The organism is Paraburkholderia kururiensis (genome assembly GCF_034424375.1).
Taxonomy (GTDB): domain Bacteria; phylum Pseudomonadota; class Gammaproteobacteria; order Burkholderiales; family Burkholderiaceae; genus Paraburkholderia; species Paraburkholderia kururiensis_A.
In genome coordinates, this window is record NZ_CP139965.1 from 1,496,835 (window position 1) to 1,523,346 (window position 26,512).

Here is a 26,512-nt window from a genome sequence, read left to right on the forward strand (position 1 = left end):
GGCATTCCCGCCTTTGGGCGCGCCTTAATCGGCTGCCGAAAAACCCGTATTAATACTGCCTGAAAATCCCTGGAAAACCGCAATAGGCTCGCCTACGCTTGAGGGAGCCTTCCCTCTGGCCGGAAGCCCCGCCGGTATTCCTGGGATAGCTTAATTCTGCAAGCGCAGTCGCTCCGCCCGCTCGAAAGAACCCATGGTTGGAAACGGATCTTCAGTTTGAGAGGGATGCGCCATTCCGTATCCGGCAATCATTCCATTGCGCGGTGATTGCTGCATTCGCATGACGAATACCTCGATAAGCCATGAAAGAGGAGACCTTCATGCATACGATCCATCACTCGTCATTCGTCTGCGCGTCGCTGGTTGCGCTCACGCTCGGGGCTGCGCCCGCATGGGCCGCCCAGGAAGTGGAAAGCGAAGCGACCACCACGACGTCGCCCATGCCGCCCGTGCTGTCGCCCGTCACGCAGCAGCAGCTCGACACCGCAGCGGGCAATGCCACCGACTGGCTTCACGCAAACGGCTCGTATGCGCAGACGCGCTTCTATCCCGGCACGCAGATCAACCGCACCAACGTTGCGAAGCTGAAGCCCGTATTCATCTTCCAGACTGCGGTGAACGAGTCGATGGAGACGGCGCCCATCGTTTCGCACGGCATCATGTTCATCACCACGTCGTTCAATCACGTCTATGCGGTGGATGCCGTGAGCGGCAAGGAGTATTGGCATTACAAGCACAAGATGGGACCCGTCACGACGTTCTGCTGCGGACCGAACAACCGCGGCGTGGCCATTGCCGGCGACCGGCTGTTCATGGGCACGCTGGATTCGAAGCTCGTCGCGCTGGATGCGAAAACGGGCAAGCTGCTCTGGGAAAGCCAGATCGCAGACCCTGAGCAGGGCTATTCGGAAACCATGGCGCCCACCGTGGTGGAAGACAAGGTGTTGATCGGCACGAACGGCGGCGAGTACGGTATTCGCGGTTTCTTGAAGGCGTTCGATGCCGCGAGCGGCCAGTTGCTCTGGACGTTCTACACGATTCCGGATTCGGGCCAGGAAGGCGTGTGGGCAACGAAGGACGCCACGGGCCGCGACATGAAGCGCGACATCGACGCCGAAAAGAAGCAGCTTGCTGAAAAAGGCGGCGACTTCTACAAGACGCTGGGCGGCGGTGTCTGGATGACGCCCGCCATCGACCGCGCCTCGCGCACGGTGTTCTTCGTGGTGGGCAACCCGTCGCCGGACCTCTACGGTGCGATCCGGCCGGGCGACAACCTCTATACCGATTCGCTCGTGGCGATCGACCTCGATACCGGCAAATACAAGTGGCACTACCAGTACATCGCGCACGACGTCTGGGACCTCGACGCCGTGAGCCCACCCATTCTCGTCAACGTGCGCGACGAGAACGGCCGCATGATTCCGGGCGTGATTCACGGCGGCAAGACGGGGCACGTCTATGTGCACGATCGCGCGACGGGCCGATTGATCCGCTTCTCCGACGCGATGATTCCGCAGGAGAACATGTGGACGCTGCCCACGGCCGAAGGCGCGCGCATGTTGCCTGGTGCGAACGGCGGCGTGGAGTGGTCGCCCATGGCGTTCGACCCGAAGACGCGGCTCGTGTATGCGGCGAACCTGCATCAGCCCATGACGTATCAGGTGGAAGACGCCGCCTATCCGGGCGGCAGCAAGCTCTGGCTGGGCGGCGCGTTCAAGACGATTGCAGCCGAACAGCAGTGGGGCAAGCTCTCGGCCGTCAACATCGATACGGGCAAGGTGGTGTGGGACTACAAGACCGAGCAGCCGTTGATCGGCGGTGTGCTCGCCACCGCGGGTGGTCTCGTGTTCAACGGCGAGGGGAACGGCCTCTTCCGCGCATTCGATGCATCGACCGGCAAGAAGCTCTGGGAATTCCAGTGCGGCGCGGGCGTGAACGCGCCGGCCGTGTCGTACACGATTCACGGCAAGCAGTACGTTGCCGTGGCAGCGGGCGGCAATACGCAACTCGACTTCAAGCGCGGCAACACCGTGCTTGTGTTTGCGTTGCCCTGACGCGATGCGGCCATGGTTCAACCGATCTCGTCGCAGGCCGCTTTGAACCGTTGCAGCGCGCGTCGTCAGCTGGAGCGGGCGCGGTGTGTCGCCTGTGCGGCATGCGCCGCATGCCGCGTCTATCTGCGATACGCATGGCGATGCAGAGTGTCTCGCCACCACGCGGCCATAGCGGGTTGGCTCGCGTGTATCAGCGCGGCCGTCTTGCCTTGCCTCGCACACGCCGACGCGGCTGCGGGCGAAGCGAAGGCGCAGGTATGCGTGGCCTGTCACGGTCCGCTCGGCAATTCGACGAATCCCGACTATCCGATCCTCGCGGGACAGACGGCACGTTATCTCTATCTGCAATTGAAGGACTTCAAGGAGGGACGCCGCAGCGATCCGCGCATGAGCCCGGTGGCCGCGACGCTATCGAAAGAGGACATGCAGGACCTCGCCGCCTATTTCGCCGCGCAAAAGCTGGTGCCGGTGCCCGTGAAGGCCGACGCTGCGAGCATCGATGCGGGCCGCCAGAAAGCAGCGCAGGTGCTGTGCACGATGTGCCACCTTGGCGGCTTTCTCGGCCAGAACGAGATTCCGCGCGTGGCGGGTCAGCACGCACAGTACATCGCCAAACAGTTGCAGGACTTCCGGTCGCACACGCGTACCAACGATGCGGGCAACATGGCGAGCGTGTCGCGCGGCCTCAGCGACGACGATATCCGCAACCTTGCTGCCTACATCGCCAATCTTCAGTGATGCAGACGATATTCCATCGACCGTTGTTCGAGAGAGAAGAACCAGCCCGACCAAAGGGGACTCCACGATGAAGCGAACCGCGATATGGATGACGCGCACGTTGCTCGGCAGCATGCTGGGTGCGGCCACCTACGCGAGCGCTGCCGGCGATGCCCTGAACCAGCAACTGCTCGCGGCTGCCCGCAGCAGTGACGAAGCCGCCGTTCGTGCGGCGCTGGACGAAGGTGCCGCCGTGGATTCGCGCAACCGTATCGGCGACACGGCGCTCATCACGGCGAGCAAGAAGGGCCTCGCCGGCATGGCGCGTACGCTCGTGGAGCACGGCGCGAACGTGCGGCAGGCCGACGTGCAGGGCGTCACGCCGCTCATGGCGGCGTCGTATGGCGGCTATGAAGAGATCGTTCGACTGCTGCTCGCACACGGAGCCGACCCGGCCGCGACCGACCGCGTCGGCAAGACGGCCATGGAATACGCCGCGGGGCAGGGGCACACGGCTGTCGTGAAACTGCTGCTCGATACCGGAATGGACGTAAATCGCCTCTACAAGAACGACCTGACCGCGTTGATGTGGGCCGCGGGCTACGACCGCGCCGATACCGTGAAGCTGCTGCTTGCCCGCGGTGCCGACCGCACGCTGCGCGACAATCGCGGCCTCACGGCAGGAGACATCGCGAAGCAGACCGGGTCGAGCCAGGCCGCAGCATTGCTCTCGGGCGCAGCGGCCACGCCTTGACGGCCGCGAGCCGCCAGGGGCGTACCACGAGCCGCGGCGCATCGCGATGCCCGCGATGCCCAATCACGCGCCGCGAACACGCGGCTACGCACGCGAAAAAGCACTTCGAAACAGAATTTCGTGCCCCTATACTGGGTGGCGCCTGATGAGCCGTGGCCGCAGTCATTGTGGCTGTCGCCGTTGCGCTCGTGAACTGGACGAGCCGCCACGACGGCATGCCTCCCACCCGCCGTACGACACCCAGAAGGAAGACACGAACATGATGACTCGTACACTGAGCGCCGCTGCCGCGCTGTCGCTGGTTGCCTGCGCCGCCGTTTCCACCGTGCCGGCCAATGCCGAGGATGCAAGCAGCTTCGCGCAGGGCGCGGGCGAAGGCCAGGGCCGTCACGTGAAGGTGATGATCGTCTCGATGTTCGGGCCCGAAGGGCAGGTGTGGCTCGACCGCCTGGGGCCGTGGCAGGACATCAAGGTGGCCGGGCTCTCGCCCGACTATCCCGCGGTTCACTGCAACAAGCAGGACGTCTGCGTGATGACGACGGGCATGGGCCACGCGAATGCGGCGGCGTCCATCATGGCGCTCGCGTTCTCGCCGCGCTTCGATTTGCGCCATACGTACTTCATGGTGGCGGGCATTGCAGGCATCGATCCGGCGCAGGGCACGCTCGGGTCGGCGGCGTGGGCGAAGTATCTGGTCGACTTCGGCATTCAGTGGGAAATCGACGGACGCGAAATTCCGTCGGGCTGGAACACCGGCTACCTCGGCATCAACACGAAGAGCCCGAGCGACAAGCCGCCGCTCGACTATCGCACCGAGGTCTTCCAGCTCAACACGAAGCTGACCGATGCAGCGTTCGCGCTGTCGCGCAGCGTCACGCTTTCCGACAACGCGCAGGCCCAGGCTGCGCGCGCCAAATACGGTTACGCCCCCGCGAACCAGCCGCCCACGGTGATTCAGTGCGATACGTTGGCGGGCGACACGTGGTGGTCGGGCACACTGCTCGGCGAGCGTGCGCGCGACTGGACGAAGATTCTCACGGACGGCAAGGGCGTCTATTGCACGACGCAGCAGGAAGACAACGCAACGTACGAAGCGCTCACGCGCGCGGCTGCGGTGGGCCGAGTGGATCTCAACCGCGTGGCGGTACTGCGTTCGGGATCGGATTTCGACCGGCCCTATGCGGGCCAGTCGAGCGCGGACAATCTGTTGAACTACGCGGCGCAGGGCGGCTTTTCGATTGCCATCGAGAACCTCTACCGAGCGGGCAATCCGCTCGTGCAGGACATCGCGACGCACTGGGCGGAGTGGCGCGAAGGGGTGCCGAGCCGCTGACTTGCCGCCGCTCGTTTGCCGAGCCGCGGCGCCGTTGAACAAACACAAAGCCCGGCATCGCTGCCGGGCTCACGCCGCTTGTGTCTCGCCGCTTGCGCTTCGTTCACGCAGCCCATTCCGTAACAACGGGCGTATCGATATCCGGTTTGGACTCGCGCTCCTCGAAGGTGCGCTTCGAGCAGGTCTTGTCGAGCGCAGCGCGTCCCGAGAGCAGCGGGCAACGGTCGAACACTTCGGCAATCCAGTCCACGAATACGCGCACTTTCGGCGAAAGATGCCGCGAGTGCGGGTAGACCACCGAAATAGGCATGGGCAGCGGTTTCTCGTCGGGCAGCACTTCGACCAGTTCGCCTGACTTCAGATACGGCAGCACCTGGTAGCGCGCCGGCTGAATGAGGCCGAAGCCTTCGAGGCCGCACGTCACGTACGCGTCGGCGTCGTTCACCGACACCGCCGCTTGCATCTTCACCTCGATTTCCTTGCCCTCCACGAGGAAGGCCCAGTCCATCACGCGCCCCGTGCGGCTGGAGAAGTAATTGACGGCGCGATGCTGCTCGAGGTCTTCGAGCGACTTCGGCATGCCGTGACGCTGGATATACGCGGGCGCCGCGCACGTCACGCCTTCGAACAGACCGATGCGGCGCGCGACGAGCGACGAGTCCTGCAGTGCGCCCACGCGAATCACGCAGTCCACGCCTTCCTGAAGCAGGTCGACGGGGCGGTCCGTGAGGCCCAGTTGCAGGTCGATGTCCGGGTAGCGTTGCCGGAACTCGCACAGCGACGGAATGACGAGCAGCCGGCCGATGGAGCCCGGCATGTCGATGCGCAGCTTGCCGTGCGGTTTCTTGCTGCCGTTCTGGAAGGCCGCTTCCGTTTCCTCGACGTCCGCGAGGATGCGCACGCAGCGCTCGTAGTAGGCGGCGCCGTCCGGCGTGAGCGAAAGGCGCCGCGTCGTGCGATGCATGAGACGGGTGCCGAGAAACGCTTCGAGATTCTGGATGATGGTCGTGACCGACGCGCGGGGCATGTCCAGCGTTTCCGCTGCGCGCGTGAAGCTGTTCGTGTCGACCACCCGAGTGAATACCTGCATGGCCTGAAGCCGGTCCATTGCGATTCTCCAAAAGGGGGCGGGCGTTCCACTGTCTGGGCAGACGCGTGTCTGCAAAAACGATTGTTCAGTGCCGCCGAATTGTGTTGCCGGATTATAGGCATTTATTTGCAACTCTGCCGAACCCACAATTCGCCCCGTTCGATACTAATTTCGCGCATTGCGCGCTTCGCCATGGATGCATTCAAACCGTCGTTTCCGTTTGCCCCGTCGGGCTTCGCGCCCTCGGGGGACCGCACGGCGCAAGAGACGGACGCGGCCCCGGACGGCGAACCGGCGGGGCCTGCGCTGGTGGTCTCGGACGTGACGATCGACGGCTACGCGCAATCCATCGTATTGCGTCTTTATCGGCCGGTGAAAGGGAATGGATTGCCGGTATTGCTGTATTTCCATGGCGGCGGTTTTGTACGCGGATCACTGGAAGAAGCGGACCACGCCGCTCGTTATTTCGCAGAGCACTTACCGGCACTCGTGGTTTCGGTGGGCTATTCGCTGGCGCCGCAATTCCCTTTTCCGGCCGCGCCCGAAGACGCTCACCGTGCCGCGCTGTGGGTTCAGTCGCACGCACGTTCGTTCGGCGGCAATGCCCGGCGCCTTGGCGTGGCGGGGCACGACGCGGGTGGCCAGATCGCCAATGTCGTCGCGCTGATCGGCCGTGACCGTTCCGACGTGCGGTTCGACGCACAGGCCCTGTTCGCGCCGATGCTCGACCCGAGCCTCACGCGCCTCGGCGACGAGCGGCGCCTGAGTTCGGACATCACGGCGAGCGAGTGCGCGGCCTGTTATCGCGCGTATCTGCCGCAGCCTTCGCAGCGCATGCATCCGTATGCGGCGCCGCTGGAATGTACGCGGCTCGCCGGTTTGCCCGCCACGCTCATCGTGACGGCGCAGAACGACGTGCTGCACATCGAGGCCGAGAAGTACGCGAGCCGCCTGATCGACGCGGGCGTGCGCACCCAGGTGGTGCGTTTCCCGAGCGTCTCGCACGCGGCCATTGGCGGTTATCCGGCCGCATTGCAGGAAGCCGTGCGCTTTTTTCAGTGGCAGTTCGACACGCGCGCGCTTGCGTGAGACCCGCACGCGACGACGTAGCAGAACCGCTCGCTGAAGGAATGTGCGCGAACGACCCACCGAATACGAATTGAAACGACCATCGCATTGGAGCCCACTATGTCTGTCTTTCCGTTGTCTCGCCCCCGAATCATCGTTGCAGTGGTTGCCCTTGTGGTCGTTGCCGGACTCGGCACGGTCGGCGCTATGCGCGGGAATGCCAACGCGCCGGCCCAGTCGCAGGCGGCCATGGCGCCCGAAGTCGACGTAGCCAATGTGCTGGAACGCAACATCGTCGACTGGCAGTCGTACTCCGGCCGGCTCGAGGCCATCGAGAAGGTGGACATTCGCCCGCAGGTGTCGGGCACCATCGTGTCGGTCAACTTCAAGGACGGCGCGCTCGTGAAGAAGGGCGACACGCTGTTCGTGATCGACCCGCGTCCGTATCAGGCCGAAGTGGATCGCGCCGCCGCGCAACTGGCCGCGGCGCAGGCAGGCGCCGGCTATGCGCAGAGCGACTGGGAACGCGCACAGCGCCTCATCACGGACAACGCCATCGCGAAGCGCGACTACGACCAGAAGCAGAACGCCGCCCGCGAGGCGAGCGCGAACCTGAAGGCCGCGCAGGCGGCGCTGGAAGCGGCACAGATCAATCTGGGCTATACGCGCATCGTGGCACCCGTGTCGGGTCGCGTGTCGCGCGCGGAAATCACGCTGGGCAACGTGGTGTCGGCCGGCGCCAATGCGGCTCCGCTCACCACGCTCGTTTCGGTGTCGCCCATCTACGCCTCGTTCGACGCCGACGAGCAGACGTATCTCGACTACATCAGCCACGTGAAGGGCGGCACGAAAGTGCCCGTGGAACTCGGCCTCGCCAACGAGACGGGCTACTCGCGCACGGGCACGATCGAGTCCGTGGATAACCGGCTCGATACGTCGTCGGGCACCATCCGCGTGCGTGCGCGTTTCGACAACGCGGACGGCACGCTGTTGCCCGGCCTCTACGCGCGCATCAAGGTGAGCGGCAGCGCGCCGCATCCGGCGCTCCTCATCGACGACGCCGCCATCAGCACCGACCAGGACAAGAAGTTCGTCTTCGTCGTGGACAGCGCCAATCACGTCGCGTATCGCGCGGTGCAGCTGGGTGGCCAGCAGGGCAACCTGCGCGTCATTACGGGCGGCCTCAAGAAGGGCGAGCGCATCGTGGTGAACGGCACGCAGCGCGTGCGGCCCGGCGAGGAAGTGCGAGCGCACATGGTGCCCATGACGGGCGACGGCGACCCGAACAGCGCGCCGGTTGCAGGCACAGCCGGCACGCAAGGCAAGCAACCGACGCAAAGCGAAGCGCAGGCGCAGCCGCGAGCGAACCAGGGCGGCGCAGCCAACGCGACGAAGCAGGCGAAGAACTCATGACGTACGCAATGCCCGCTCATGGCAGGCGCAAGCAGGACGTCGCCCGCATCGCACATACGCTCTCCCTTATTCAGAGCCACCCATGAACATATCGAAATTCTTCATCGACCGGCCCATCTTCGCGGGTGTGCTGTCGGTCGTGATTCTGCTGGCCGGCGTGATCGCGCTGTTCCAGCTGCCCATTTCCGAGTATCCCGAGGTCGTGCCGCCGTCGGTCGTCGTGCACGCGCAGTATCCGGGCGCGAACCCGAAGGTGATCGCGGAAACGGTGGCCTCGCCGCTCGAAGAGCAGATCAACGGCGTCGAGAACATGCTGTACATGCAGTCGCAGGCCAACAGCGACGGCAACATGACGCTCACGGTCACGTTCCGTCTGGGCACCGATCCGGACAAGGCCACGCAGCTCGTGCAGAACCGCGTGAACCAGGCGCTGCCGCGTCTGCCCGAAGACGTGCAGCGGCTCGGCATCACGACCATCAAGAGCTCGCCTACGCTCACGATGGTGGTGCACCTGATCTCGCCGAACGATCAGTACGACATGACGTATCTGCGCAATTACGCGCTGCTCAACGTGAAGGACCGGCTCGCGCGCATTCAGGGCGTGGGCGAGGTGCAGCTGTGGGGGGCGGGCGACTACGCGATGCGCGTGTGGCTCGATCCGCAGAAGGTCGCGCAGCGCGGCCTGACGGCGAACGACGTGGTGAACGCGATTCGCGAGCAGAACGTGCAGGTGGCGGCCGGCGTGATCGGCGCATCGCCCACGCTGCCCGGCACGCCGTTGCAGCTTTCGGTGAATGCGCGCGGGCGCCTGAAGACGGTGAAGGAATTCGGCGACATCGTCGTGAAGACCGCGCCCGATGGTGGCGTGACGTATCTGCGTGACATCGCGCGCGTCGAACTGGGTGCGTCCGAATACGGCCTGCGTTCGCTGCTCGACAACAAGTCGGCTGTAGCGCTGGCCATCAACCAGGCGCCGGGCGCGAACTCGCTCGCGATCTCGGACCAGGTGCGCGCCGCGATGAAGGAACTCAAGCAGGACTTCCCGGCGGGCGTGGACTACAAGATCGTCTATGACCCGACGCAGTTCGTGCGCTCGAGTATCGAGGCCGTGGTGCACACGCTGCTCGAAGCCATCGCGCTCGTCGTGATCGTGGTGATCGTGTTTCTGCAGACGTGGCGTGCGTCGATCATTCCGCTCATTGCGGTGCCGGTCTCCATCGTGGGGACGTTCTCGCTGCTGCTCGCGTTCGGCTTTTCGATCAATGCGCTCTCGCTGTTCGGGATGGTGCTCGCGATCGGTATCGTGGTGGACGACGCGATCGTGGTGGTGGAGAACGTGGAGCGCAACATCGAACGCGGACTCAGTGCGCGCGACGCCACGTATCGCGCCATGCAGGAAGTGAGCGGACCGATTATCGCGATCGCGCTCACGCTGGTGGCCGTGTTCGTGCCGCTCGCATTCATGACGGGCCTGACGGGCCAGTTCTACAAGCAGTTCGCGATGACGATCGCCATTTCCACGGTGATCTCGGCGTTCAACTCGCTCACGCTTTCGCCGGCGCTGTCGGCACTGCTGCTGCGTAGCCACGGCGCGAAGGAAGACTGGCTCACGCGCATCATGAACCGCTTGCTGGGCGGCTTCTTCCGCGGCTTCAACAAGGTGTTCCATCGCGGCGCGGAGAACTACAGCCGCGGCGTGAACGGCGTGCTCAAGCGCAAGGGCGCGATGCTCGCGGTCTACGCCGTGCTTCTCGGCGCGACGGTGTTCGTCATGCACATCGTGCCGGGCGGCTTCGTGCCCGCGCAGGACAAGGAATACCTCGTGGCGTTTGCGCAGTTGCCGACCGGCGCGTCGCTGGACCGCACGGAGAACGTGATTCGCGAGATGAGCGACATTTCGCTGAAGCAGCCCGGCGTGGAAAGCGCCGTGGCGTTCCCGGGTCTTTCGGTGAACGGCTTCACGAACAGTTCGAGCGCGGGCATCGTGTTCGTCACGCTCAAGCCGTTCAGCGAACGCAAGGGCAAGGCGCTCTCGGCAGGTGCCATTGCAGGCGCGCTGAACCAGAAATTCGCGGGCATCAAGGGTTCGTTCGTGGCCGTGTTTCCGCCGCCGCCGGTGCTGGGCCTCGGTACGCTGGGCGGCTTCAAGATGCAGCTGGAGGACCACGGCGCCGTGGGCTACGAGGAACTCGCGAAGGCGACGCAGGACTTCATCAAGAAGGCATCGGCTACGCCTGAGCTGGGCCCGACGTTCTCGAGCTACCAGATCAACGTGCCGCAGTTGAACGTGGACCTGGATCGCGTGAAGGCGAAGCAGCTCGGCGTGCCGGTGACGGACGTGTTCGACACCATGCAGATCTATCTGGGCTCGCTCTACGTGAACGACTTCAACGAGTTCGGGCGTGTGTACCAGGTGCGGGTGCAGGCCGATGCGCCGTTCCGTCAGCATGCGGACGACATCCTGCAACTGAAGACGCGCAACAACGCGGGCGAGATGGTGCCGCTGTCGTCGCTCGTCACCGTGTCGCCCACGTATGGCCCCGAAATGGTGGTGCGTTACAACGGCTACACCGCGGCGGACATCAACGGCGGCCCGGCGCCTGGCTTCTCGTCGGGGCAGGCCCAGGAAGCAGCCGAACGCATTGCGGCCGAAACGCTGCCGCGCGGCGTGAAGTTCGAATGGACCGACCTCACGTATCAGCAGATTCTTGCGGGCAACTCGGGCATCTGGGTGTTCCCGATCAGCGTGCTGCTGGTGTTCCTCGTGCTGGCCGCGCTCTATGAGAGCCTCACGCTGCCGCTCGCAGTGATCCTGATCGTGCCGATGAGCGTGCTGTCCGCACTCGCGGGCGTGTGGCTCACGCAAGGCGACAACAACATCTTTACGCAGATCGGTTTGATGGTGCTGGTGGGCCTCGCATCGAAGAACGCCATTCTGATCGTGGAGTTCGCACGCGAGCTGGAGCACGACGGACACTCGCCGCTTTCCGCGGCTATCGAAGCGAGCCGCATGCGGCTGCGCCCCATCCTGATGACGTCCATCGCGTTCATCATGGGTGTGGTGCCGCTCGTGCTCTCTTCGGGCGCAGGTTCGGAAATGCGCCATGCGATGGGCGTGGCGGTGTTCTTCGGGATGCTCGGTGTGACGCTGTTCGGCCTGATGCTGACGCCGGTGTTCTACGTGGTGCTGCGCATGCTGGCAGGCGGCACGATCCACGTGGCGCAGAAGGACTCGCCGCGCAGCTCCGCGCTGCCCGCGATGGATTGAGGAGAACCTGATAATGAAAAATCGTGGATTCATAGGCGGCGCTGCCGGCATGCAGGGGCTCGGCAGGCTCGGCTGGGTTGCGGTCAGCGGCCTGCTCGTCGCGCTGCTCGCCGCGTGTTCGGTGGAGCCGACATACAAGCGCCCCGACGCGGCGGCGCCCGCGGCCTTCAAGGAAGCGCCCATCGCCGCAAAAGACGCCGGCACGTGGAAGGCCGCGCAGCCGGCCGACGACGCTCATCGCGGCGAGTGGTGGAGCGTGTTCGGCGACGCCACGCTGAACCAGCTGGAAGAGCAGGCCGCGGCGGCCAATCAGGACCTGAAGGCGGCGGCGGCGCGCGTGCAGCAGGCGCGTGCCGTGACGCGCTCGGCGCGCGCATCGTGGTTCCCGTCGCTCGATGCGGGCTTTGGCCCCACACGCGAACGGCTCTCGCCGGCCTCGCAGTTCCTGCCCGACGACCGGAATGTGCCGACGCAGACGCTGTGGCGCGCGCAGGGCACCGTTTCGTATGAGGCCGATCTGTTCGGCCGCGTCAGCTCCAACGTGAACGCGGCACGCGCGGATGCGCAGCAGAGCGAGGCGCTGTTCCGCTCGGTGCAGCTTGCGTTGCAGGCGGACGTCGCGCAGAACTACTTCCAGTTGCGTCAGTTCGATTCGCAGGTGGATTTGTTCAGGCGCACGGTGGCGCTGCGCGAGGACGCGCTCAAGCTCGCGGAGCGTCGCTTCAAGGAAGGCGACATCAGCGAACTCGACGTTTCGCAGGCACGCAACGAACTGGCTACGGCACAGGCCGATGCGGTGGGCGTGGCGCGTCAGCGTGCGGCGTCGGAACACAGCCTCGCGATTCTGCTCGGCAAGGCGCCCGCGGACTTTTCGTTCCCCGAAACACCGCTTGCCCCCGTGGCGGTGCGCATTCCGCCCGGCCTGCCGTCCGCGCTGCTCGAACGCCGGCCCGACATCGCCGCCGCCGAGCGCGCGATGGCCGCGGCGAATGCGCGCGTGGGGCTCGCGAAGTCCGCGTTCTTCCCGCAGCTCGACATCACGGGTTCGTTCGGCTACGAGTCGGCGACGCTGGGCGATCTGTTCAAGTGGTCCACGCGCACCTTCCTGCTGGGTCCGTTCGCGGGCACGGCGCTCACGCTGCCGATCTTCGACGGCGGGCGCCGCCAGGCCGGTCTCGACCAGGCCCGCGCGAGGTACGACGAACAGGTCGCGCAATACCGCGAGCAGGTGCTCGTGGCGTTCCGCGAAGTGGAGGACAACCTGTCCGACCTGCGCTTGCTGGACGATCAGATGAAGGCGCAAAACGATGCGGTGAACGCGTCGCAGCGGGCCGCGCATCTGTCGCGCACGCAGTATGAGGAAGGGCAGGTCAGTTATCTGAACGTGATCGACAGCGAGCGCTCGGTGCTGGTCTCGCAGGTGCAGGCAAGCCAGCTTCAGGGCGTGCAGGCTGTGGCCACGGTCAACCTGATCCGTGCGCTGGGCGGCGGTTGGGGTGACGATACGAAGATCGGCAACGCCTCGCCTCAGCAGGGGGCCGCGCAAGACACGCAGCAGATGGCCAAACGCTGAGCTGTTTTAAGCGATTCAGGCAAAGCAACGTAGGGAACGTAGGGCCGTGCATGTCGTCAGCCGACGTGCACGGCCTTTGTTTTAAGCGCACCAACGGGCCGATGTGTGGCCGATGTGTTCGCCGCTCCGGCTTACGACTTCTTCTGCTGAAGCAGATAACCGATGCCGCGTAACGTGACGATGGTCGCGTCACAGTGCTCGATCCGCTTGCGGATGCGATGCACGTAGATCTCGATGGCGTCCTCGCTCGACTCCTCCTCGAGTGCGTACACGCCTGACATCAGCGCCGACTTCGAGAGCGTCTTGCCGCACTTGAGCATCATCATTTCGAGAATGGAATGCTCCTTGGGGCGTAGCGAGAGCGGCTCGCCGCGTATGCGGAACTGGCGGCTGTCCGTGTTGTAGGTGAGGTCGCCGCAGGCGAAGTCCGTGTGCTTTTCGCCGTTCTGGCGGCGCGCGAGCGCCTTGATGCGTGCCACCAGCTCGCGCGTTTCGAACGGCTTCACGATGTAGTCGTCGGCGCCGGCCCCGAGACACTCCACTTTCTCGTCGATCGATCCGCTCGCCGTGACGACCAGTACCGGCACGTTGTTGCGACGACCACGCAGACGGCGCAACACGTCCTTGCCCGTCATCTTCGGCAGTTGCAGATCGAGCAGCACGACGTCGTACTGTTCAGTGTGCAAAAGCTGGTCGGCCGCATCGCCGTCCGCCGCACGATCCACGGCCATGCGCTCTTCCTTCAGCAGCTTGAGCAGCCAGTGGCTCAGCGATTCGTTGTCTTCTGCGAGCAGTACTTTCATCTTGCGTCCCTGCACCGGTTATTTCGTCCTCCTTTCGTTGCACGCCGACGAAGGAGAACGAAACATTGTTGAAGTGAAAAAGTAAGGAATCCGGTGTCTTTATTGTTGTGAGTTGTTGTGAGGCCGCGAACGGCCTTGCGTTTGCGGGATCGTAGCGAAACGAAACCTTCTGTTCGCTATCGACGCGTTGCAAGAAAGGCCAGGGGAAGTACCGATCGGCGGGGAGGGAAGCGAGGCGCGCGACGCTAAAAACAAAACGGCCCGCCATGGAGGCGGGCCGCGAAATGAACCGATGAAACGGTGAGAAATGGGCGGGCCTGCGGGCCTTCTTCCTGATCCGCTAGGCCGCTTCTGCGACGCGTGCTTGCGCAACCGGCGCATGGGCCTGCGCCGTCACTTCAGCAAGCAGGGCGTCGTCGGCCATGACCGTGTCTTCGCAGACGTTGCGGCGCGCCACGGCGGCCTTCCTCGTCTTGCCTGCACGCGAGGGCGGCTGGCAGGCGCCGCATACTACGTTGTGTTGCAGGTCGTGCTTGTGCGCGACGAACTTGCCGCTGCAACGGCAGCACGGCGTGAGCTGGAGCATGCCGGCGTCGAAGAAGCGCACGAGCGTCCAGGCACGCGTGAGATCCAGCACGGCTTCCGTGTCGCTGTGGCGGCAGTGTTCCAGATACAGCCGGTAGCCCTTCGTCAAGGCGTCGAGGTGCGAGCAACGCGCCTCGTTCTTGAGGAACAGATACGTGTTGTAGAACAGCGACGCGTGAATGTTCGCGAGCCACGTCATGTACCAGTCCGCCGAGAAGGGCAGCATGCCCTTGGGCGGCGACACGCCTTTCACTTCACGGTACAGGCGGATCATGCGGTCGCGCGAAAGCGTGAGTTCGCTTTCCAGCACCTGCATGCGGGCGCCCAGTTCGATCAAGGCGATCGCGCGGAACACTTCCTGTGCGTCTTCAGTGAGGCTGCGCTTCGGCGCAGCCTTGAGCATAGTGGCTTCTGCTTGCATGGCGGTCCCTGTCAGGCGAACTGCTCTGCGGATTGACCCGCGAGCAGGATGGCGGCATGCGTCGAAGCAACGTCAGCGTGACGCGTCGTCTGCGTGAGCGCAGACAGCATCGCGTGATCGTTGAAGCGGAAGAAACACAAAAGCTGGTCGGAGGAGGCCAGCTTGACGATCTGTGCGAGCGACAGCCCGGCAAGCAGATCGGCCAGCTCCGACGACAAGCCCAGCCGGAACATGCCGACTGCCTTGTCCTCACGCAACATACGTTGCGCAAGCATGATGTACGACAAATTGATTTCGCGGATTGACTCCAGCGTCTCGCTGCTACGGTCCATTTCTCAGTTTTCCGAAGCCCCGATTGAACTGCCGGCGTTGTTCGCCGTTATGTCTTTTCTGCCCCCGCCTGGTCTTGTAACGACCTTCGGCGATATCTGTCTATTTGATACAGCTTGTTACAACTCGTAACAGCTTGGAGCGAATTGTATGGGGGCGAATGTCAAAAAGCAATGGCCGATCAAAAAAAATGTGGAAAAAAACCGACTGTCGATCAGTAATTTTTTCATAATTTCGCAACATGCCTTATTGGGCGGCGCCGAGCGACCGGCGGGCGCCTTGTGCCGGCCTCAAAGCCTTGCTGCGACAGGGTATCCACTGATTGAAGCAACTTTCCGGCGACGCTCCCGCGGCGGCCCGAAATTCCATTCCGCTTTTGATATGAATAAAGCGAAGGGTTTACTCTTGCGGTAAAAAATGCGACATACGGACGCGTTACATTTCACCGCCGTTTGTAACAGCTTGGCGCCGGCATTTGTAACGGTTCTCGGCCGCCGTTTGTAACAACCGGCGGGCCGCGCATCTGTTTCTTTCGAATGTCTTACGTCGCGTCGTGGAAGATCACGCCCAGCGTGTGTCGTCTGCCCGAGCGCAGCGGGCTCACGCCGTGCCGGAGATTGACGCGGTACGCGGCGCGCACACCCCGTACCGGCCGATGGTGAACGGCGAAGATGGCCGCGTCGCCCTTGCGCAGCGGCACCACCTGCACGCGCGACTGCATACGCGGCCGCTGCTCGGTCATGACGAACTCGCCGCCCGTGAAGTCACGGCCGGGCTCGGCCAGCAGCACCGCCACCTGTAACGGGAACACGTGCTCGCCATACAGGTCCTGGTGCAGGCAGTTGTAGTCGTCTTTCCCGTATCGAAGCAGCAGCGGAGTGGGGCGCGACTGGCCGGCGGCGTGACAACGTTTGATGTATTCCGCGTGCGAGGCCGGATAGCGCACGTCGATGCCGAGCACCTCGTTCCAGCGGTTGGCAATCGGAACGAGATGCGGATAGAGGCTCGTGCGTAACTGCTGGACGAGGCGCGGCAACGGATAGCGGAAGTATTGGTACTCGCCGCGGCCAAAGCCGTGCCGGGTCATCACGATGCGGCTGCGAAAGCGCTCGTCGCGGTCATAGAGGGCGGCGAGCGCCTCGCACTCGTCGCACGTCAGTAATTGGGGCGCGACGGCATAGCCGTATTCGTCGAGCGTCTGCGTGATGCCGCCCCAGTCCAGTGTTTCGATGCGTCGAGAAAGGGGCGCAGCGGAGGTCGCCGTATGGGGGCGCCGCGCGTCGTGATCGTCCGGCGCAACCGATCGTGCGGGATCGTGGTGCGTGTCGAGCAGGGGAAGTTGCGAGTCGAAGCGGTTCATGTGCGTACTCCTGTGAGGCCATGAACCACTCTACGCACGCCGCATGCGCGAAACGCTCCGCGGCTTGCGGTTTCATTCGATGGGGCGTACGCCCGCTATGCGCCGCGGCGGCGCGTCACGAACCATCGCACTCATCCGCCGGATTCGCTGGCCGCGCCGCATGGGCTCGCAGCGCCTCGGCTGTTTGCGGGTCGGCAGGAAAGAACGCTTCGATGGCCAGTTCGGAGACCGTGATATCGACTGGCGTGCCGAACACCGTGGTCGTGCTGAAGAACGACAACACGCCGAGCTCTGTCTGGACACGCAGCGGCACGGCGATCTGGTCGAACGCGGTGGTGGCTTCGTCGTCGGCGGGCGGCGTGCCGTGCGGGGCCGGATAACCCGCGAGTTCCTCATGGAGCGCGGCGAGCGTGGCGTCGCCGCTCGCTTCCACCTGGCGTTGCAATCGGGCCAGCAGATGCCCACGCCATGCATGCCAGTTGACGATGCGCGGCGCGACGCCCTGCGGATGCAGCGACAACCGCAGCGCATTCACAGGCGCTTCGAGCAGCGCCGCGTCGACACCCGCCACGAGCGTCGCGAGCGCCCCGTTCGCGGCGACGATGGTCCAGTGCCGGTCCACGGCGAGCGCGGGGTACGGCTCGTGCCCCTTCAACACCCGCTCCACCGTTTCGCGCGCCGCGGCAAGCTGCGGATCGGAAAGCGACCGTTCGCGAAACAGCGGCGCGTAACCGGCTGCGATCAAGAGCGCGTTGCGTGCGCGCAGCGGCACGTCGAGCCGCTCGGCGAGATGCATGACCATCTCGCGGCTCGGCAGCGCCCGGCCGGATTCGACGAAGCTCAGGTGGCGCGTGGAGATCTCGGCTTCGGTGGCGAGCAGCAGTTGGCTCATTCGGCGACGCTGGCGCCATTCGCGCAGCAGTTCGCCGACCGGGCGGCTCGCGGCCGCCGGTTGCGAAGTCGACATGCGAAGCGGGACGGAGGTCAGTGTGCTCATGGCCGCGATGATAGCCAAAGCCCGCGGTGGGTCCATTACCTTGCAGGTCATGGTTGCGTGCGGCATGTGCGAAACGTGCCGCCTCCCGGCCGGCGATTGTTTGTCTCATCCGGCCAATGTATTCGCTCTCAGCACGTTTATCCCAGACCCGGGCCGGGATAGATTCACACCGTCTTACTGCATATGCACGGAACCCATCGCGTTCCTTGTACCCACTTACGCATTTTTGAAGGAAACGATCATGAGCAAGCTGACTGGCAAAGTCGCCGTGGTGACCGGCGCATCGAAGGGCATTGGCGCGGGTATCGCGAAAGCACTGGCTGCCGAAGGCGCTTCTGTGGTGGTCAATTACGCGTCGAGCAAGGCCGGCGCAGACGCCGTCGTGGACGCCATCATCACCGCGGGCGGCAAAGCGGTGGCTGTCGCGGGCGACGTTTCGAAGGCCGCGGACGCCGAGCGCATCGTCAACACCGCAGTCGAAACGTATGGCCGTCTGGACGTTCTGGTGAACAACTCGGGCGTGTATTCGTTTGCGCCGATCGAAGAGATCGACGAAGCGCATTTCCATCGGCAGTTCGATATCAACGTGCTGGGCCTGCTGCTCACCACGAAGGCTGCCGCGAAGCATCTGGGCGAGGGCGCGAGCATCGTGAACGTCAGTTCGGTGGTGACGCGCATCACGCCGGCATATACGGCCGTCTACTCGGGCACGAAGGGCGCCGTGGACGCCATCACCAGTTCGCTCGCGAAGGAACTCGGCCCGCGCAAGATTCGCGTGAATGCCGTGAATCCTGGCCTGATCGAGACCGAAGGCACGCATGCCGCTTCGGTGATCGGCTCGGACATGGAGAGCAACGTGCTCGCGCAAACGCCGCTCGGCCGCATCGGCCAGCCCGACGACATTGCGCGTGTCGTGGTGTTCCTCGCTTCCGACGATTCGCGCTGGATCACCGGCGAGCATCTGAACGCGAGCGGCGGCGTGCGCTGATCTTTTACGGCGGGCGTGCGCACAGTCCAATGCGGTCTGCTGTTCACGCGCTGTGCCGGGCGTTGCACCCACCGTCTTAAAAAAAGGACCCGCAGGGCAAGTGCCCATGCGGGTCGCCAATCCACTACACGTGGAGGATGAACGGTTCTTCGGCGTGTGCCTGCAAGCGCGTACCTAGAAGCGCGTACTTAGAACCGCGTACGGATACCGCCCGTCACTTCCACCTGGTTGTTCGAGCCGAATGTGCTGCCCACGGTGTAGCCGCCGTGCAGGCGCATGTAGTCGCCGGCCAGATACACTTCCGTGCGCTTCGAGAAGTGATAGAACACGGAGCCGTACAGCGTCTCCTTGAAGCCGTTGTGCAGCCCCGAGGCGGGGTCGAACGTGCCGAGGTTCGCGTTCGGAATGTTGCCGTCCGCGTTGTACGCCGCGTTGTGCACGCGCATCTGCTGGTAGCCGAGTTCGTAGTCGAGCGGCCCCTTCGGCGAGAGCTTGAACGACACGGTCCATGCGTTGTCCTGACGTTGGCCGAGCGAGCCCTGATCGCCCCAGTAGCGGAAGTAGCCGGCGTTGGCCCGCAGAATGCCGAACGTGTAGTTGCCGCCCACCGAGAAGCTCTGGTTCGCGAAGCCCAGCTTGTTCACGTGGCTGTAGAACGTGGACACGGCAAAGGCGTCGCCGTTGTAACCGAGCGCCCCCTGATACACCGAGTTGAGACCGAAGCTCGTCTGGTTGCCGAACGCGTAGCCCGCCGACGCGAAGAGGCCGTTGTTGAAGAGCTTCTTCCACGCAAGGCCGTTCGAATAACGCGTGCCCGTGGAGCCGGCCGCGTAGAAGATCATCTGCTTGAAGTTGTTCGAATTGGTCCAGCCGCCTTCTTCCAGAGAGAGCTTTGCTGAACCGTACGGGTCGCCGTAAATGGCCGATGCATCGCGCGCAATCGTGTTCTGGAAGCCCGCCGTGATCTTGCCGAACGTGCCGTTCTGCAGACCGACCCACGCGTCGCGGTCGAAGAGCTGGCCCGGGTCTTCCATCTGTCCGTCCGCCACGCGGTATTCCGCTTCAAGCCGGAAGATCACCTGCGTGCCGCCGCCGATGTCTTCCGCGCCGCGCATCCCGAAGCGGCTGCCGCTGAACCACGGCTCGCCGCCGATACCCATGCCGATGACGTGATTGCCGTTCGCGTCGGCATGCGACTGCCAGGTCGGCACGCTCAGGTCCATGAGGCCGTAGAGCTGGACGCTCGATTGCGCGTGCGCGCTGCCTGCCGCGAACGCGACCGCCGCCGGTACGGCCAATGCGAGATGCTTCTTCCTCACGATCGTCTCCTCATTCACTGCGTTGAAATGGATGAATGGGGCGGATTCTCGCGGGGGCAAACCTTCACGCCACTTTCACGACCTGCGCGCATGCGCCAGGCCTGGTGAAAACACCGAGGCATGGGCAGGGGGAAGGCGTGGAAAGCGCGAAGAAATAATCGTAACGACGACTTGTTACGATCCTATCAGTCGATGTAGGATGCATGCGAGCAAACCGTCAACTTCTGTTTTGCATTGCACAAGATCAGGTCGTGACGATGTCTGAAAGTCCCTCTATGCCGCTGTCCGTCATCGCGTTGCATCGCGGTCTGGGTGCACATGGCGAACGCAACCCCGGCGTGCCCTTCGACGCCGGCTGGTTCGACAGCCTGCGGGTGAATGCGTCGGCGGTGGAACGCCGTACCGCGACGCTCGCCACGCGCCGCACCGTCAAGAAAGACGCGCAGGCCGCGTGGCTGCTCAAGGCCATTACCTGCATCGACCTCACCACGCTCAACGGCGACGACACCGAAGGCCGCGTGCGCCGGCTCTGCGCGAAGGCGCGGCATCCCGTGCGCGACGACATTCTGGAAGCGCTCGGCATGGCGTCTGCCGGCATCACGACGGGCGCCGTGTGCGTCTATCACCGCTTCGTCGCGGCGGCCGTCGATGCACTCGAAGGCAGCGGCATTCCGGTCGCGGCGGTGTCCACCGGCTTTCCCGCAGGCCTCACGCCGCACGAGTTGAAGCTCAAGGAAATCGAAGCGTCCGTGGCCGACGGCGCCGCCGAAATCGACATCGTCGTCACGCGCGAACACGTGCTTACGGGCAACTGGCGCGCGCTCTACGACGAAGTGCGCGACTTTCGCGCCGCCTGCGGCCCCGCGCATCTGAAGGCGATTCTCGCCACCGGCGACATTCGCACGCTGTCCAACGTGGCGCGCGCGTCGATGGTCTGCATGATGGCCGGCGCCGATTTCATCAAGACCTCCACCGGCAAGGAAGGCGTGAACGCCACGCTCGACGTGTCGCTCGTGATGGTGCGCATGATTCGCGAGTACCTGGCGCGCACCGGTTTCGCGATCGGCTTCAAGCCGGCGGGCGGCGTGTCGAGCGCGAAGTCCGTGCTCTCGTATCAGATCCTGATGAAAGAGGAACTGGGCCGCGAATGGCTCGAACCGGCGCTTTTTCGCATTGGCGCATCGAGCCTGCTCGCCGACATCGAACGGCAGCTGGAACACCACGTGAGCGGCCGTTATTCGGCTTTTCATCGTCATCCGCTCGCATGAGCGCCACGACGAACATGGGAACACGACCACCACGCCTGCCCGAATCACCCACCATGACCATGAGCGTAGCGGAGTATTTTTCATCGATGGCCTACGGCCCCGCCCCTGAGGACGACGGTCCTGTGCGCGCCTGGCTCGCGCAGCACGAGGCCGCGTTCGGCCATTTCATCAGCGGCGCATGGTGCGCGCCCGTTGAAGGCGAGCGTTTCGCCACACACGCGCCGGCCACCGGCGAACTGCTGGCGCACGTGGCGCAGGGCGATGCGGCCGACGTCGACGCCGCCGTGGCCAGCGCACGTGCCGCGCAGCCCGCCTGGCAGGCGCTGGGCGGCCCGGGCCGCGCGCGGCATCTCTACGCGCTCGCACGCATGGTGCAGCGGCACAGCCGGCTCTTCGCCGTGCTCGAATCGCTCGACAACGGCAAGCCCATTCGCGAGACGCGCGACATCGACGTGCCGCTCGTCGCGCGTCACTTTCTGCATCACGCGGGCTGGGCGCAGCTTCAGGAAACGGAGTTCGCCGAGTGGGCGCCGCTCGGTGTGATCGGTCAGATCGTGCCGTGGAATTTTCCGCTGCTGATGCTGGCCTGGAAGATTGCGCCGGCGCTTGCCATGGGCAATTGCGTCGTGCTCAAGCCGGCCGAATACACGCCGCTCACGGCGTTGCTGTTCGCCGAACTCGCGCAGCGCGCCGGCTTGCCCGCGGGCGTGCTCAACGTCGTGACCGGCGACGGACGCACGGGTGCCGCGCTCGTCGAGCATCGCGGCGTGGACAAGATCGCCTTCACGGGCTCCACCGACGTGGGCCGGCAGATCCGCGTCGCCACCGCTGGCTCGGGCAAGGCGCTTACGCTCGAACTGGGCGGCAAGTCGCCGTTCATCGTATTCGACGACGCGGACCTCGACGGCGCCGTGGAAGGCGTGGTGGACGCCATCTGGTTCAACCAGGGCCAGGTGTGCTGCGCGGGCTCGCGCCTGCTCGTGCAGGAAGGCATCGAAGCGCGCTTCGTCGAGAAGCTGAAGCGCCGCATGGCGACGCTGCGCGTGGGGCCGTCGCTGGACAAGAGCATCGACATGGGCGCCATCGTGGACGACGTGCAGCTGCAACACATTCGCACGCTCGTGGAACGCGGCCGTGCCGAGGGTTGCGACATCTGGCAGCCGCCGCACGTGGAGATGCCGCCCGAGGGCTGCTATTACCCGCCCACGCTCGTCACGGGCGTGGCGAGTGCATCGGTGCTCGCGCAAGAGGAGATCTTCGGCCCGGTGCTCGTGACCATGAGCTTTCGTACGCCCGACGAAGCGGTGGCGCTCGCGAACAACACGCGCTATGGCCTCGCCGCGAGCGTATGGAGCGAAACCATCGGCCGCGCGCTCGACATCGCGCCGAAGCTCGCATGCGGCGTGGTCTGGGTGAACGCGACGAACCTCTTCGATGCGGCCGTCGGCTTCGGCGGATACCGCGAATCGGGCTTCGGTCGCGAGGGTGGACGCGAGGGCATTTACGAATACCTCCAGCCGCGCGCATGGCTCACGCTTGCGAAACGGCCGGCGCAGCAGCAGGCGGTTCTCGCGCATGCCGTGGCGCTGGAAGACGACGCGGACGAAGACGGCGAGCGTGAGGCCTTCGCGACGGCGGCCGTGATCGACCGCACGCCGAAGCTCTTCATCGGCGGCAAGCAGGTGCGGCCCGACAGCGGCTACGTGCTGCCCGTGCATGCGCCGGACGGCCGCGTGGTGGGCGAGGTGGGGGCGGGCAACCGCAAGGACATCCGCAACGCCGTGGCCGCGGCGCGCGCGGCGCAAGGGTGGTCGAACGCGACGGCGCACAACCGCGCCCAGGTGCTCTACTACCTCGCGGAAAACCTGGCCGTGCGTGCGCAAGAGTTCGCCCATCAGCTCGTGCAACGCCACGGTATGTCTGACGCCGCGGCGCATGCCGAAGTGGACGCGGCGATCACGCGGCTTTTCACCTATGCTGCGTGGGCCGACAAGTTCGACGGCGCCGTGCACACGCCGCCGCTGCGCGGCGTGGCGCTGGCGATGCACGAGCCGCTCGGCGTGATCGGCATAGCGTGTCCGGACGAAGCGCCGCTGCTCGCGCTCGTGTCGCTCGCCGCGCCTGCGCTCGCGATGGGCAATCGCGTCGTGTTGCTGCCGGGCGAAACGGCGCCGCTCGTCGCGACGGACTTCTACCAGGTGGTGGAAACGTCGGACGTGCCGGCCGGTGTGCTGAACATCGTGACGGGCGAGCGCAGCGCGTTGCTGCCGGCGCTCGTGCGTCACGACGACGTGGACGCGGTATGGTGCTTCGGCAGTGCGGCGCATGCGGCGCTCGTCGAGCGCGAGTCGGCCGGTAACCTGAAGCGCACGTTCGTGGACCACGGGCGCGTCTTCGATTGGTTCGACCGCGCGAGCGAAGGCCTGCCGTTCCTGCACGAGGCGGTGCAGGTGAAGAACGTCTGGATTCCTTACGGAGACTGAGTATCAGGCTCAGGCGTCTTAGACCGGACGTACCGCGTGATTGCCGAACAGACTGAATAAACCGAACAGAGAGTAGGAGACAAAACGTGCTGAAGAATCTCGACCCGCTTCTGAGTGCCGACGTGCTGCATGCGCTTGCATCGATGGGCCACGGCGACGAAGTGGTGATCTGCGATGCGAACTTTCCCGCCGACTCGGTGGCGCGCGCCTCGGTGCTCGGCAAACTGCTGCGGCTCGACGGCGTGGATTCGGCGCGCGCGATTCGTGCCGTGCTTTCGGTGCTGCCGCTCGATACGTTCGTCGACCACCCCGCGCTGCGCATGGAAGTGGTCGGCGAGCCGAACACCCTTCCCGCGGTTCAGCGCGAGGCCCAGGCCGAAGTGAACGCGGCCGAAGGGCGCGACGTGCCGTTCGCCTCCATCGAACGCTTTGCCTTCTATGACCGTGCGCGGACGGCCTACTGCGTGATCGCCACCGGCGAGCAGCGCGGCTATGGCTGTTTCGTGTTCAAGAAGGGCGTGCTGCTCGCGCCCGACGCCCCGTCGCAGCCCGGCGCGGGGAGCCGGTCATGAATGCGCCGGCAACGCAGCCGCGCGGGCCTGGTGGACCGGGCGCCAGTCGCGTGGTGATTCTCGGCATCTACGTGACGGACCTCACGTTCCGCGCGAGCCGTATGCCGCTGCTGGGCGAAACCATCGCGGGCACGGCGTTCAAGATGGGGCCGGGCGGCAAGGGCTCGAATCAGGCGGTGGCCGCGGCGCGCGCGGGCGCGGACGTGGTGTTCTGCACGCGCATCGGCAACGACGCCTTCGGCGCCATCGCCCGCTCGACGTGGGCCGCCGAAGGCATCACGGCGCGGGTGCCCGCGGTGGCAGACGGCGTATCGACGGGTGCCGCCCACATTTTCGTGGACGACGCGACCGGCCAGAACGCGATCATCGTCGCCGCCGGCGCCGCCGAACAGCTTTGCGCCGCCGATGTGGATGCCATCGAAGCCGACATCGCTGCCGCGCGCGTATTCGTCACGCAGCTCGAACAGCCGGTGGCCGCTGCACGCCGCGGACTCGAACTGGCGCGCCGGCATGGCGTGACGACGGTGTTCAATCCCGCGCCCGCCATGCCGTTCGACGACGACGTCTACGCGCTGTGCGACTACATCACGCCGAACGAGACCGAGGCCGCCACGCTCACGGGCATCGCAGTGCAAAGCGTGGAAGACGCGCGCCGTGCCGCCGACGTGCTGCTTGCCAAAGGCGTGAGCACCGCGATCATCACGCTCGGCGAGAAGGGTGCGCTGCTGCATTCGGCCACGCAGTCGCTGCTGATCCCGGCGTTTCAGTGCGGACGCGTGGTGGAAACGGCCGGTGCCGGCGACGGCTTCACGGGCGGTTTCGCAGCGGCGCTGGCGCGCGGCGAAGATGCCGTGTCGGCGGTGCGCTTCGGCTGCGCGCTCGCGGGCATTTCGGTCACGCGTCCGGGCACGGCGCCTTCCATGCCGACGCTCGACGAAGTGACGCGCGTCCTTCAACAGGCCGGCGAGCCTTCACACGTGCATTGAACTGTGCCGCGCATGAAGCGCGGCGTCATCGTCAAAGGAGTGGGGTTTGCGATGAAGCGTTCGTTTTCGCCGGGAGCGTGGCTCAAGGACCGGCAACTGAATTTCCTGCTCGCGGTGAACGTGCTCGTTGTGCTGGTCGCGACGTTCCTCTCGCACGGCCAGTTCGTGAGCCTCGACAATCTGCAGTCCATGGGCGGCCAGTTGCCCGAACTCGGCCTGCTCGCGCTCGGCATCATGCTCTCGATGATCTCGGGCAACGGCGGCATCGATCTTTCCGGCGTGGGGCTCGCGAACCTCTCGGGCATGATCGCGGCGCTCGTGGTGCCGAAGGTCGTGAGCGGCGACGACCAGCCGGGGCTCTACACGGCGCTCTTCTGCGTCATCGTGATTGCGATGGGGTTCGTGGGCGGCTTGCTGAACGGCATCGTGATCGCGCGGCTGCGGCTCACGCCGATTCTCTGCACGCTCGGCACGCAACTGCTGTTCACGGGTATCGCCGTGGTGCTGAGCAACGGTGCCTCGGTGCACGTGGACTATGTCGAACCGCTCTCGGACATCGGCAACGGCACCGTCTTTCAGGTGCCCATTTCGTTCTGCATCTTCATCGCGGCCGTGCTGCTGCTCGGCTGGATCGCGAAGCGCTCGCCGTTCGGCCTGCGGCTCTATTTGATGGGCACGAACCCGAAGGCCGCTTTCTACGCCGGCATTCCGCGCGACCGCATGCTGATTGCCACCTACACCATGTGCGGCGTGCTCGCGGCGCTGGCGGGGCTCATCAGCGTCACGCACACGTTGAGCGCGAAGTGGGACTACGGCAACTCGTATCTGCTCATCGCCATCCTGATTGCGGTGATGGGCGGCGTGAATCCGGCGGGCGGGTATGGGCGTATCGTCTGCGTGTTCTTCGCAGCGACGGTGCTGCAGTTCCTCGCGAGCCTCTTCAATCTGCTCGGCGTTTCGCAGTTCTTCGGCGACTGCGCCTGGGGCTTCCTGCTGCTGCTTTCGCTCGCGTTTGCCGGCGAGGCGCGCGTGCGGTCCATGTTCGGTTTCGGCGCGCCCTGGCGGCGCAGCGCAGGCAGCGGTGGCAACAGCGTGCGGACCGACTGACACGAGGCCGACACACGGCAGAC

At 65.0% G+C, this 26,512-nt stretch carries 22 protein-coding genes; 15 read left to right on the plus strand and 7 right to left on the minus strand.

Features of this window, described 5'->3' with window-relative positions:
* Positions 1–320 precede the first annotated feature (320 nt).
* The 4 genes from U0042_RS06765 (at position 321) to U0042_RS06780 (ending at position 4,858) form a co-directional block, all read left to right on the plus strand.
* Positions 321–2,054 (plus strand): pyrroloquinoline quinone-dependent dehydrogenase, encoded by a 1,734-nt coding sequence (locus tag U0042_RS06765; protein WP_114812014.1) that lies wholly within the window; start codon positions 321–323, stop codon positions 2,052–2,054.
* Positions 2,055–2,201: 147 nt separating this feature from the next.
* A complete protein-coding gene (locus U0042_RS06770; RefSeq protein ID WP_419150496.1) occupies positions 2,202–2,792 on the plus strand; it encodes a c-type cytochrome in 591 nt (196 codons plus the stop codon).
* Between the two features lie 67 nt (positions 2,793–2,859).
* The gene (locus tag U0042_RS06775) at positions 2,860–3,525 is read left to right on the plus strand and encodes an ankyrin repeat domain-containing protein (protein ID WP_419150497.1); all 666 of its coding nucleotides are present in this window, start codon (positions 2,860–2,862) and stop codon (positions 3,523–3,525) included.
* 259 nt (positions 3,526–3,784) lie between these two features.
* Positions 3,785–4,858, plus strand: coding sequence for a purine-nucleoside phosphorylase (locus tag U0042_RS06780; RefSeq protein WP_114811905.1), 1,074 nt, complete (start codon positions 3,785–3,787; stop codon positions 4,856–4,858).
* A 103-nt stretch (positions 4,859–4,961) separates the two neighbouring features.
* Here the strand turns inward: U0042_RS06780 and U0042_RS06785 are convergent, their stop codons facing one another.
* Positions 4,962–5,966: a LysR family transcriptional regulator gene (locus U0042_RS06785; RefSeq protein ID WP_114811906.1), complete on the minus strand. Its 1,005-nt coding sequence runs from the start codon at positions 5,964–5,966 to the stop codon at positions 4,962–4,964.
* 174 nt (positions 5,967–6,140) lie between these two features.
* Between U0042_RS06785 and U0042_RS06790 the strand changes: the two genes are divergently transcribed.
* The 4 genes from U0042_RS06790 (at position 6,141) to U0042_RS06805 (ending at position 13,270) form a co-directional block, all read left to right on the plus strand.
* A complete protein-coding gene (locus U0042_RS06790) occupies positions 6,141–7,037 on the plus strand; it encodes an alpha/beta hydrolase (RefSeq protein WP_114811907.1) in 897 nt (298 codons plus the stop codon).
* Positions 7,038–7,136: 99 nt separating this feature from the next.
* Positions 7,137–8,429, plus strand: coding sequence for an efflux RND transporter periplasmic adaptor subunit (locus U0042_RS06795; protein ID WP_114811908.1), 1,293 nt, complete (start codon positions 7,137–7,139; stop codon positions 8,427–8,429).
* Between the two features lie 82 nt (positions 8,430–8,511).
* Positions 8,512–11,697 carry an efflux RND transporter permease subunit gene (locus tag U0042_RS06800; protein WP_114811909.1) on the plus strand — a complete coding sequence of 1,062 codons (3,186 nt, stop codon included), beginning with the start codon at positions 8,512–8,514 and terminating at the stop codon, positions 11,695–11,697.
* Positions 11,698–11,746: 49 nt separating this feature from the next.
* Positions 11,747–13,270, plus strand: a complete 1,524-nt coding sequence (locus tag U0042_RS06805; protein ID WP_114811911.1) for an efflux transporter outer membrane subunit — start codon at positions 11,747–11,749, stop codon at positions 13,268–13,270.
* 131 nt (positions 13,271–13,401) lie between these two features.
* Here U0042_RS06805 and U0042_RS06810 read toward each other — a convergent pair whose 3' ends face one another.
* The 3 genes from U0042_RS06810 to flhD form a co-directional block, all read right to left on the minus strand.
* Entirely contained in the window at positions 13,402–14,073 is a 672-nt protein-coding gene (locus U0042_RS06810; RefSeq protein ID WP_114811913.1) for a response regulator transcription factor, read from the minus strand.
* 340 nt (positions 14,074–14,413) lie between these two features.
* Positions 14,414–15,061, minus strand: coding sequence for a flagellar transcriptional regulator FlhC (flhC, locus tag U0042_RS06815; RefSeq protein WP_114811915.1), 648 nt, complete (start codon positions 15,059–15,061; stop codon positions 14,414–14,416).
* Between the two features lie 29 nt (positions 15,062–15,090).
* The gene (flhD, locus tag U0042_RS06820; RefSeq protein WP_114811916.1) at positions 15,091–15,411 is read right to left on the minus strand and encodes a flagellar transcriptional regulator FlhD; all 321 of its coding nucleotides are present in this window, start codon (positions 15,409–15,411) and stop codon (positions 15,091–15,093) included.
* A gap of 148 nt (positions 15,412–15,559) precedes the next feature.
* Here flhD and U0042_RS06825 point away from each other — a divergent pair, with 148 nt between their 5' ends.
* Positions 15,560–15,823 (plus strand): hypothetical protein, encoded by a 264-nt coding sequence (locus tag U0042_RS06825; RefSeq protein WP_157977854.1) that lies wholly within the window; start codon positions 15,560–15,562, stop codon positions 15,821–15,823.
* 127 nt (positions 15,824–15,950) lie between these two features.
* Here U0042_RS06825 and U0042_RS06830 read toward each other — a convergent pair whose 3' ends face one another.
* Positions 15,951–16,769: a 2OG-Fe(II) oxygenase gene (locus tag U0042_RS06830; RefSeq protein WP_114811918.1), complete on the minus strand. Its 819-nt coding sequence runs from the start codon at positions 16,767–16,769 to the stop codon at positions 15,951–15,953.
* Between the two features lie 115 nt (positions 16,770–16,884).
* Entirely contained in the window at positions 16,885–17,802 is a 918-nt protein-coding gene (locus U0042_RS06835) for a helix-turn-helix domain-containing protein (protein WP_114811920.1), read from the minus strand.
* A 205-nt stretch (positions 17,803–18,007) separates the two neighbouring features.
* On the opposite strand from U0042_RS06835, the gene U0042_RS06840 reads away from it, so the two are divergent.
* Complete coding sequence (locus U0042_RS06840; protein WP_114811922.1) at positions 18,008–18,754, plus strand: glucose 1-dehydrogenase; 747 nt, start codon at positions 18,008–18,010, stop codon at positions 18,752–18,754.
* 188 nt (positions 18,755–18,942) lie between these two features.
* Here U0042_RS06840 and U0042_RS06845 read toward each other — a convergent pair whose 3' ends face one another.
* Complete coding sequence (locus U0042_RS06845; RefSeq protein WP_198665350.1) at positions 18,943–20,106, minus strand: porin; 1,164 nt, start codon at positions 20,104–20,106, stop codon at positions 18,943–18,945.
* A gap of 224 nt (positions 20,107–20,330) precedes the next feature.
* Between U0042_RS06845 and deoC the strand changes: the two genes are divergently transcribed.
* From deoC to U0042_RS06870, 5 genes are all read left to right on the plus strand, one after another.
* The gene (deoC, locus tag U0042_RS06850; RefSeq protein ID WP_114811924.1) at positions 20,331–21,341 is read left to right on the plus strand and encodes a deoxyribose-phosphate aldolase; all 1,011 of its coding nucleotides are present in this window, start codon (positions 20,331–20,333) and stop codon (positions 21,339–21,341) included.
* A 59-nt stretch (positions 21,342–21,400) separates the two neighbouring features.
* Entirely contained in the window at positions 21,401–23,824 is a 2,424-nt protein-coding gene (locus U0042_RS06855; protein ID WP_114812020.1) for an aldehyde dehydrogenase family protein, read from the plus strand.
* A gap of 86 nt (positions 23,825–23,910) precedes the next feature.
* Complete coding sequence (locus U0042_RS06860) at positions 23,911–24,396, plus strand: RbsD/FucU family protein (protein WP_114811926.1); 486 nt, start codon at positions 23,911–23,913, stop codon at positions 24,394–24,396.
* Positions 24,393–25,382, plus strand: a complete 990-nt coding sequence (gene rbsK / locus U0042_RS06865) for a ribokinase (RefSeq protein WP_114811928.1) — start codon at positions 24,393–24,395, stop codon at positions 25,380–25,382. The genes U0042_RS06860 and rbsK overlap by 4 nt, the downstream gene beginning before the upstream one ends.
* A 51-nt stretch (positions 25,383–25,433) precedes the next feature.
* Positions 25,434–26,489: an ABC transporter permease gene (locus U0042_RS06870; RefSeq protein ID WP_114812021.1), complete on the plus strand. Its 1,056-nt coding sequence runs from the start codon at positions 25,434–25,436 to the stop codon at positions 26,487–26,489.
* Positions 26,490–26,512: the final 23 nt, after the last annotated feature.

Excerpts from the sequence above, each read along its gene's own strand:
- U0042_RS06840 (WP_114811922.1), top strand. The coding sequence starts at position 18,008 with ATGAGCAAGCTGACTGGCAAAGTCGCCGTGGTGACCGGCGCATCGAAG.
- U0042_RS06785 (WP_114811906.1), bottom strand. The coding sequence starts at position 5,966 with ATGGACCGGCTTCAGGCCATGCAGGTATTCACTCGGGTGGTCGACACG.
- rbsK (WP_114811928.1), top strand. The coding sequence starts at position 24,393 with ATGAATGCGCCGGCAACGCAGCCGCGCGGGCCTGGTGGACCGGGCGCC.
- flhC (WP_114811915.1), bottom strand. The coding sequence starts at position 15,061 with ATGCTCAAGGCTGCGCCGAAGCGCAGCCTCACTGAAGACGCACAGGAA.
- U0042_RS06855 (WP_114812020.1), top strand. The coding sequence starts at position 21,401 with ATGAGCGTAGCGGAGTATTTTTCATCGATGGCCTACGGCCCCGCCCCT.
- U0042_RS06765 (WP_114812014.1), top strand. The coding sequence starts at position 321 with ATGCATACGATCCATCACTCGTCATTCGTCTGCGCGTCGCTGGTTGCG.
- U0042_RS06775 (WP_419150497.1), top strand. The coding sequence starts at position 2,860 with ATGAAGCGAACCGCGATATGGATGACGCGCACGTTGCTCGGCAGCATG.
- U0042_RS06795 (WP_114811908.1), top strand. The coding sequence starts at position 7,137 with ATGTCTGTCTTTCCGTTGTCTCGCCCCCGAATCATCGTTGCAGTGGTT.
- U0042_RS06830 (WP_114811918.1), bottom strand. The coding sequence starts at position 16,769 with ATGAACCGCTTCGACTCGCAACTTCCCCTGCTCGACACGCACCACGAT.
- U0042_RS06825 (WP_157977854.1), top strand. The coding sequence starts at position 15,560 with ATGGGGGCGAATGTCAAAAAGCAATGGCCGATCAAAAAAAATGTGGAA.
- U0042_RS06805 (WP_114811911.1), top strand. The coding sequence starts at position 11,747 with ATGCAGGGGCTCGGCAGGCTCGGCTGGGTTGCGGTCAGCGGCCTGCTC.
- U0042_RS06800 (WP_114811909.1), top strand. The coding sequence starts at position 8,512 with ATGAACATATCGAAATTCTTCATCGACCGGCCCATCTTCGCGGGTGTG.
- U0042_RS06780 (WP_114811905.1), top strand. The coding sequence starts at position 3,785 with ATGATGACTCGTACACTGAGCGCCGCTGCCGCGCTGTCGCTGGTTGCC.
- U0042_RS06790 (WP_114811907.1), top strand. The coding sequence starts at position 6,141 with ATGGATGCATTCAAACCGTCGTTTCCGTTTGCCCCGTCGGGCTTCGCG.
- deoC (WP_114811924.1), top strand. The coding sequence starts at position 20,331 with ATGTCTGAAAGTCCCTCTATGCCGCTGTCCGTCATCGCGTTGCATCGC.
- flhD (WP_114811916.1), bottom strand. The coding sequence starts at position 15,411 with ATGGACCGTAGCAGCGAGACGCTGGAGTCAATCCGCGAAATCAATTTG.
- U0042_RS06810 (WP_114811913.1), bottom strand. The coding sequence starts at position 14,073 with ATGAAAGTACTGCTCGCAGAAGACAACGAATCGCTGAGCCACTGGCTG.
- U0042_RS06870 (WP_114812021.1), top strand. The coding sequence starts at position 25,434 with ATGAAGCGTTCGTTTTCGCCGGGAGCGTGGCTCAAGGACCGGCAACTG.
- U0042_RS06835 (WP_114811920.1), bottom strand. The coding sequence starts at position 17,802 with ATGGACCCACCGCGGGCTTTGGCTATCATCGCGGCCATGAGCACACTG.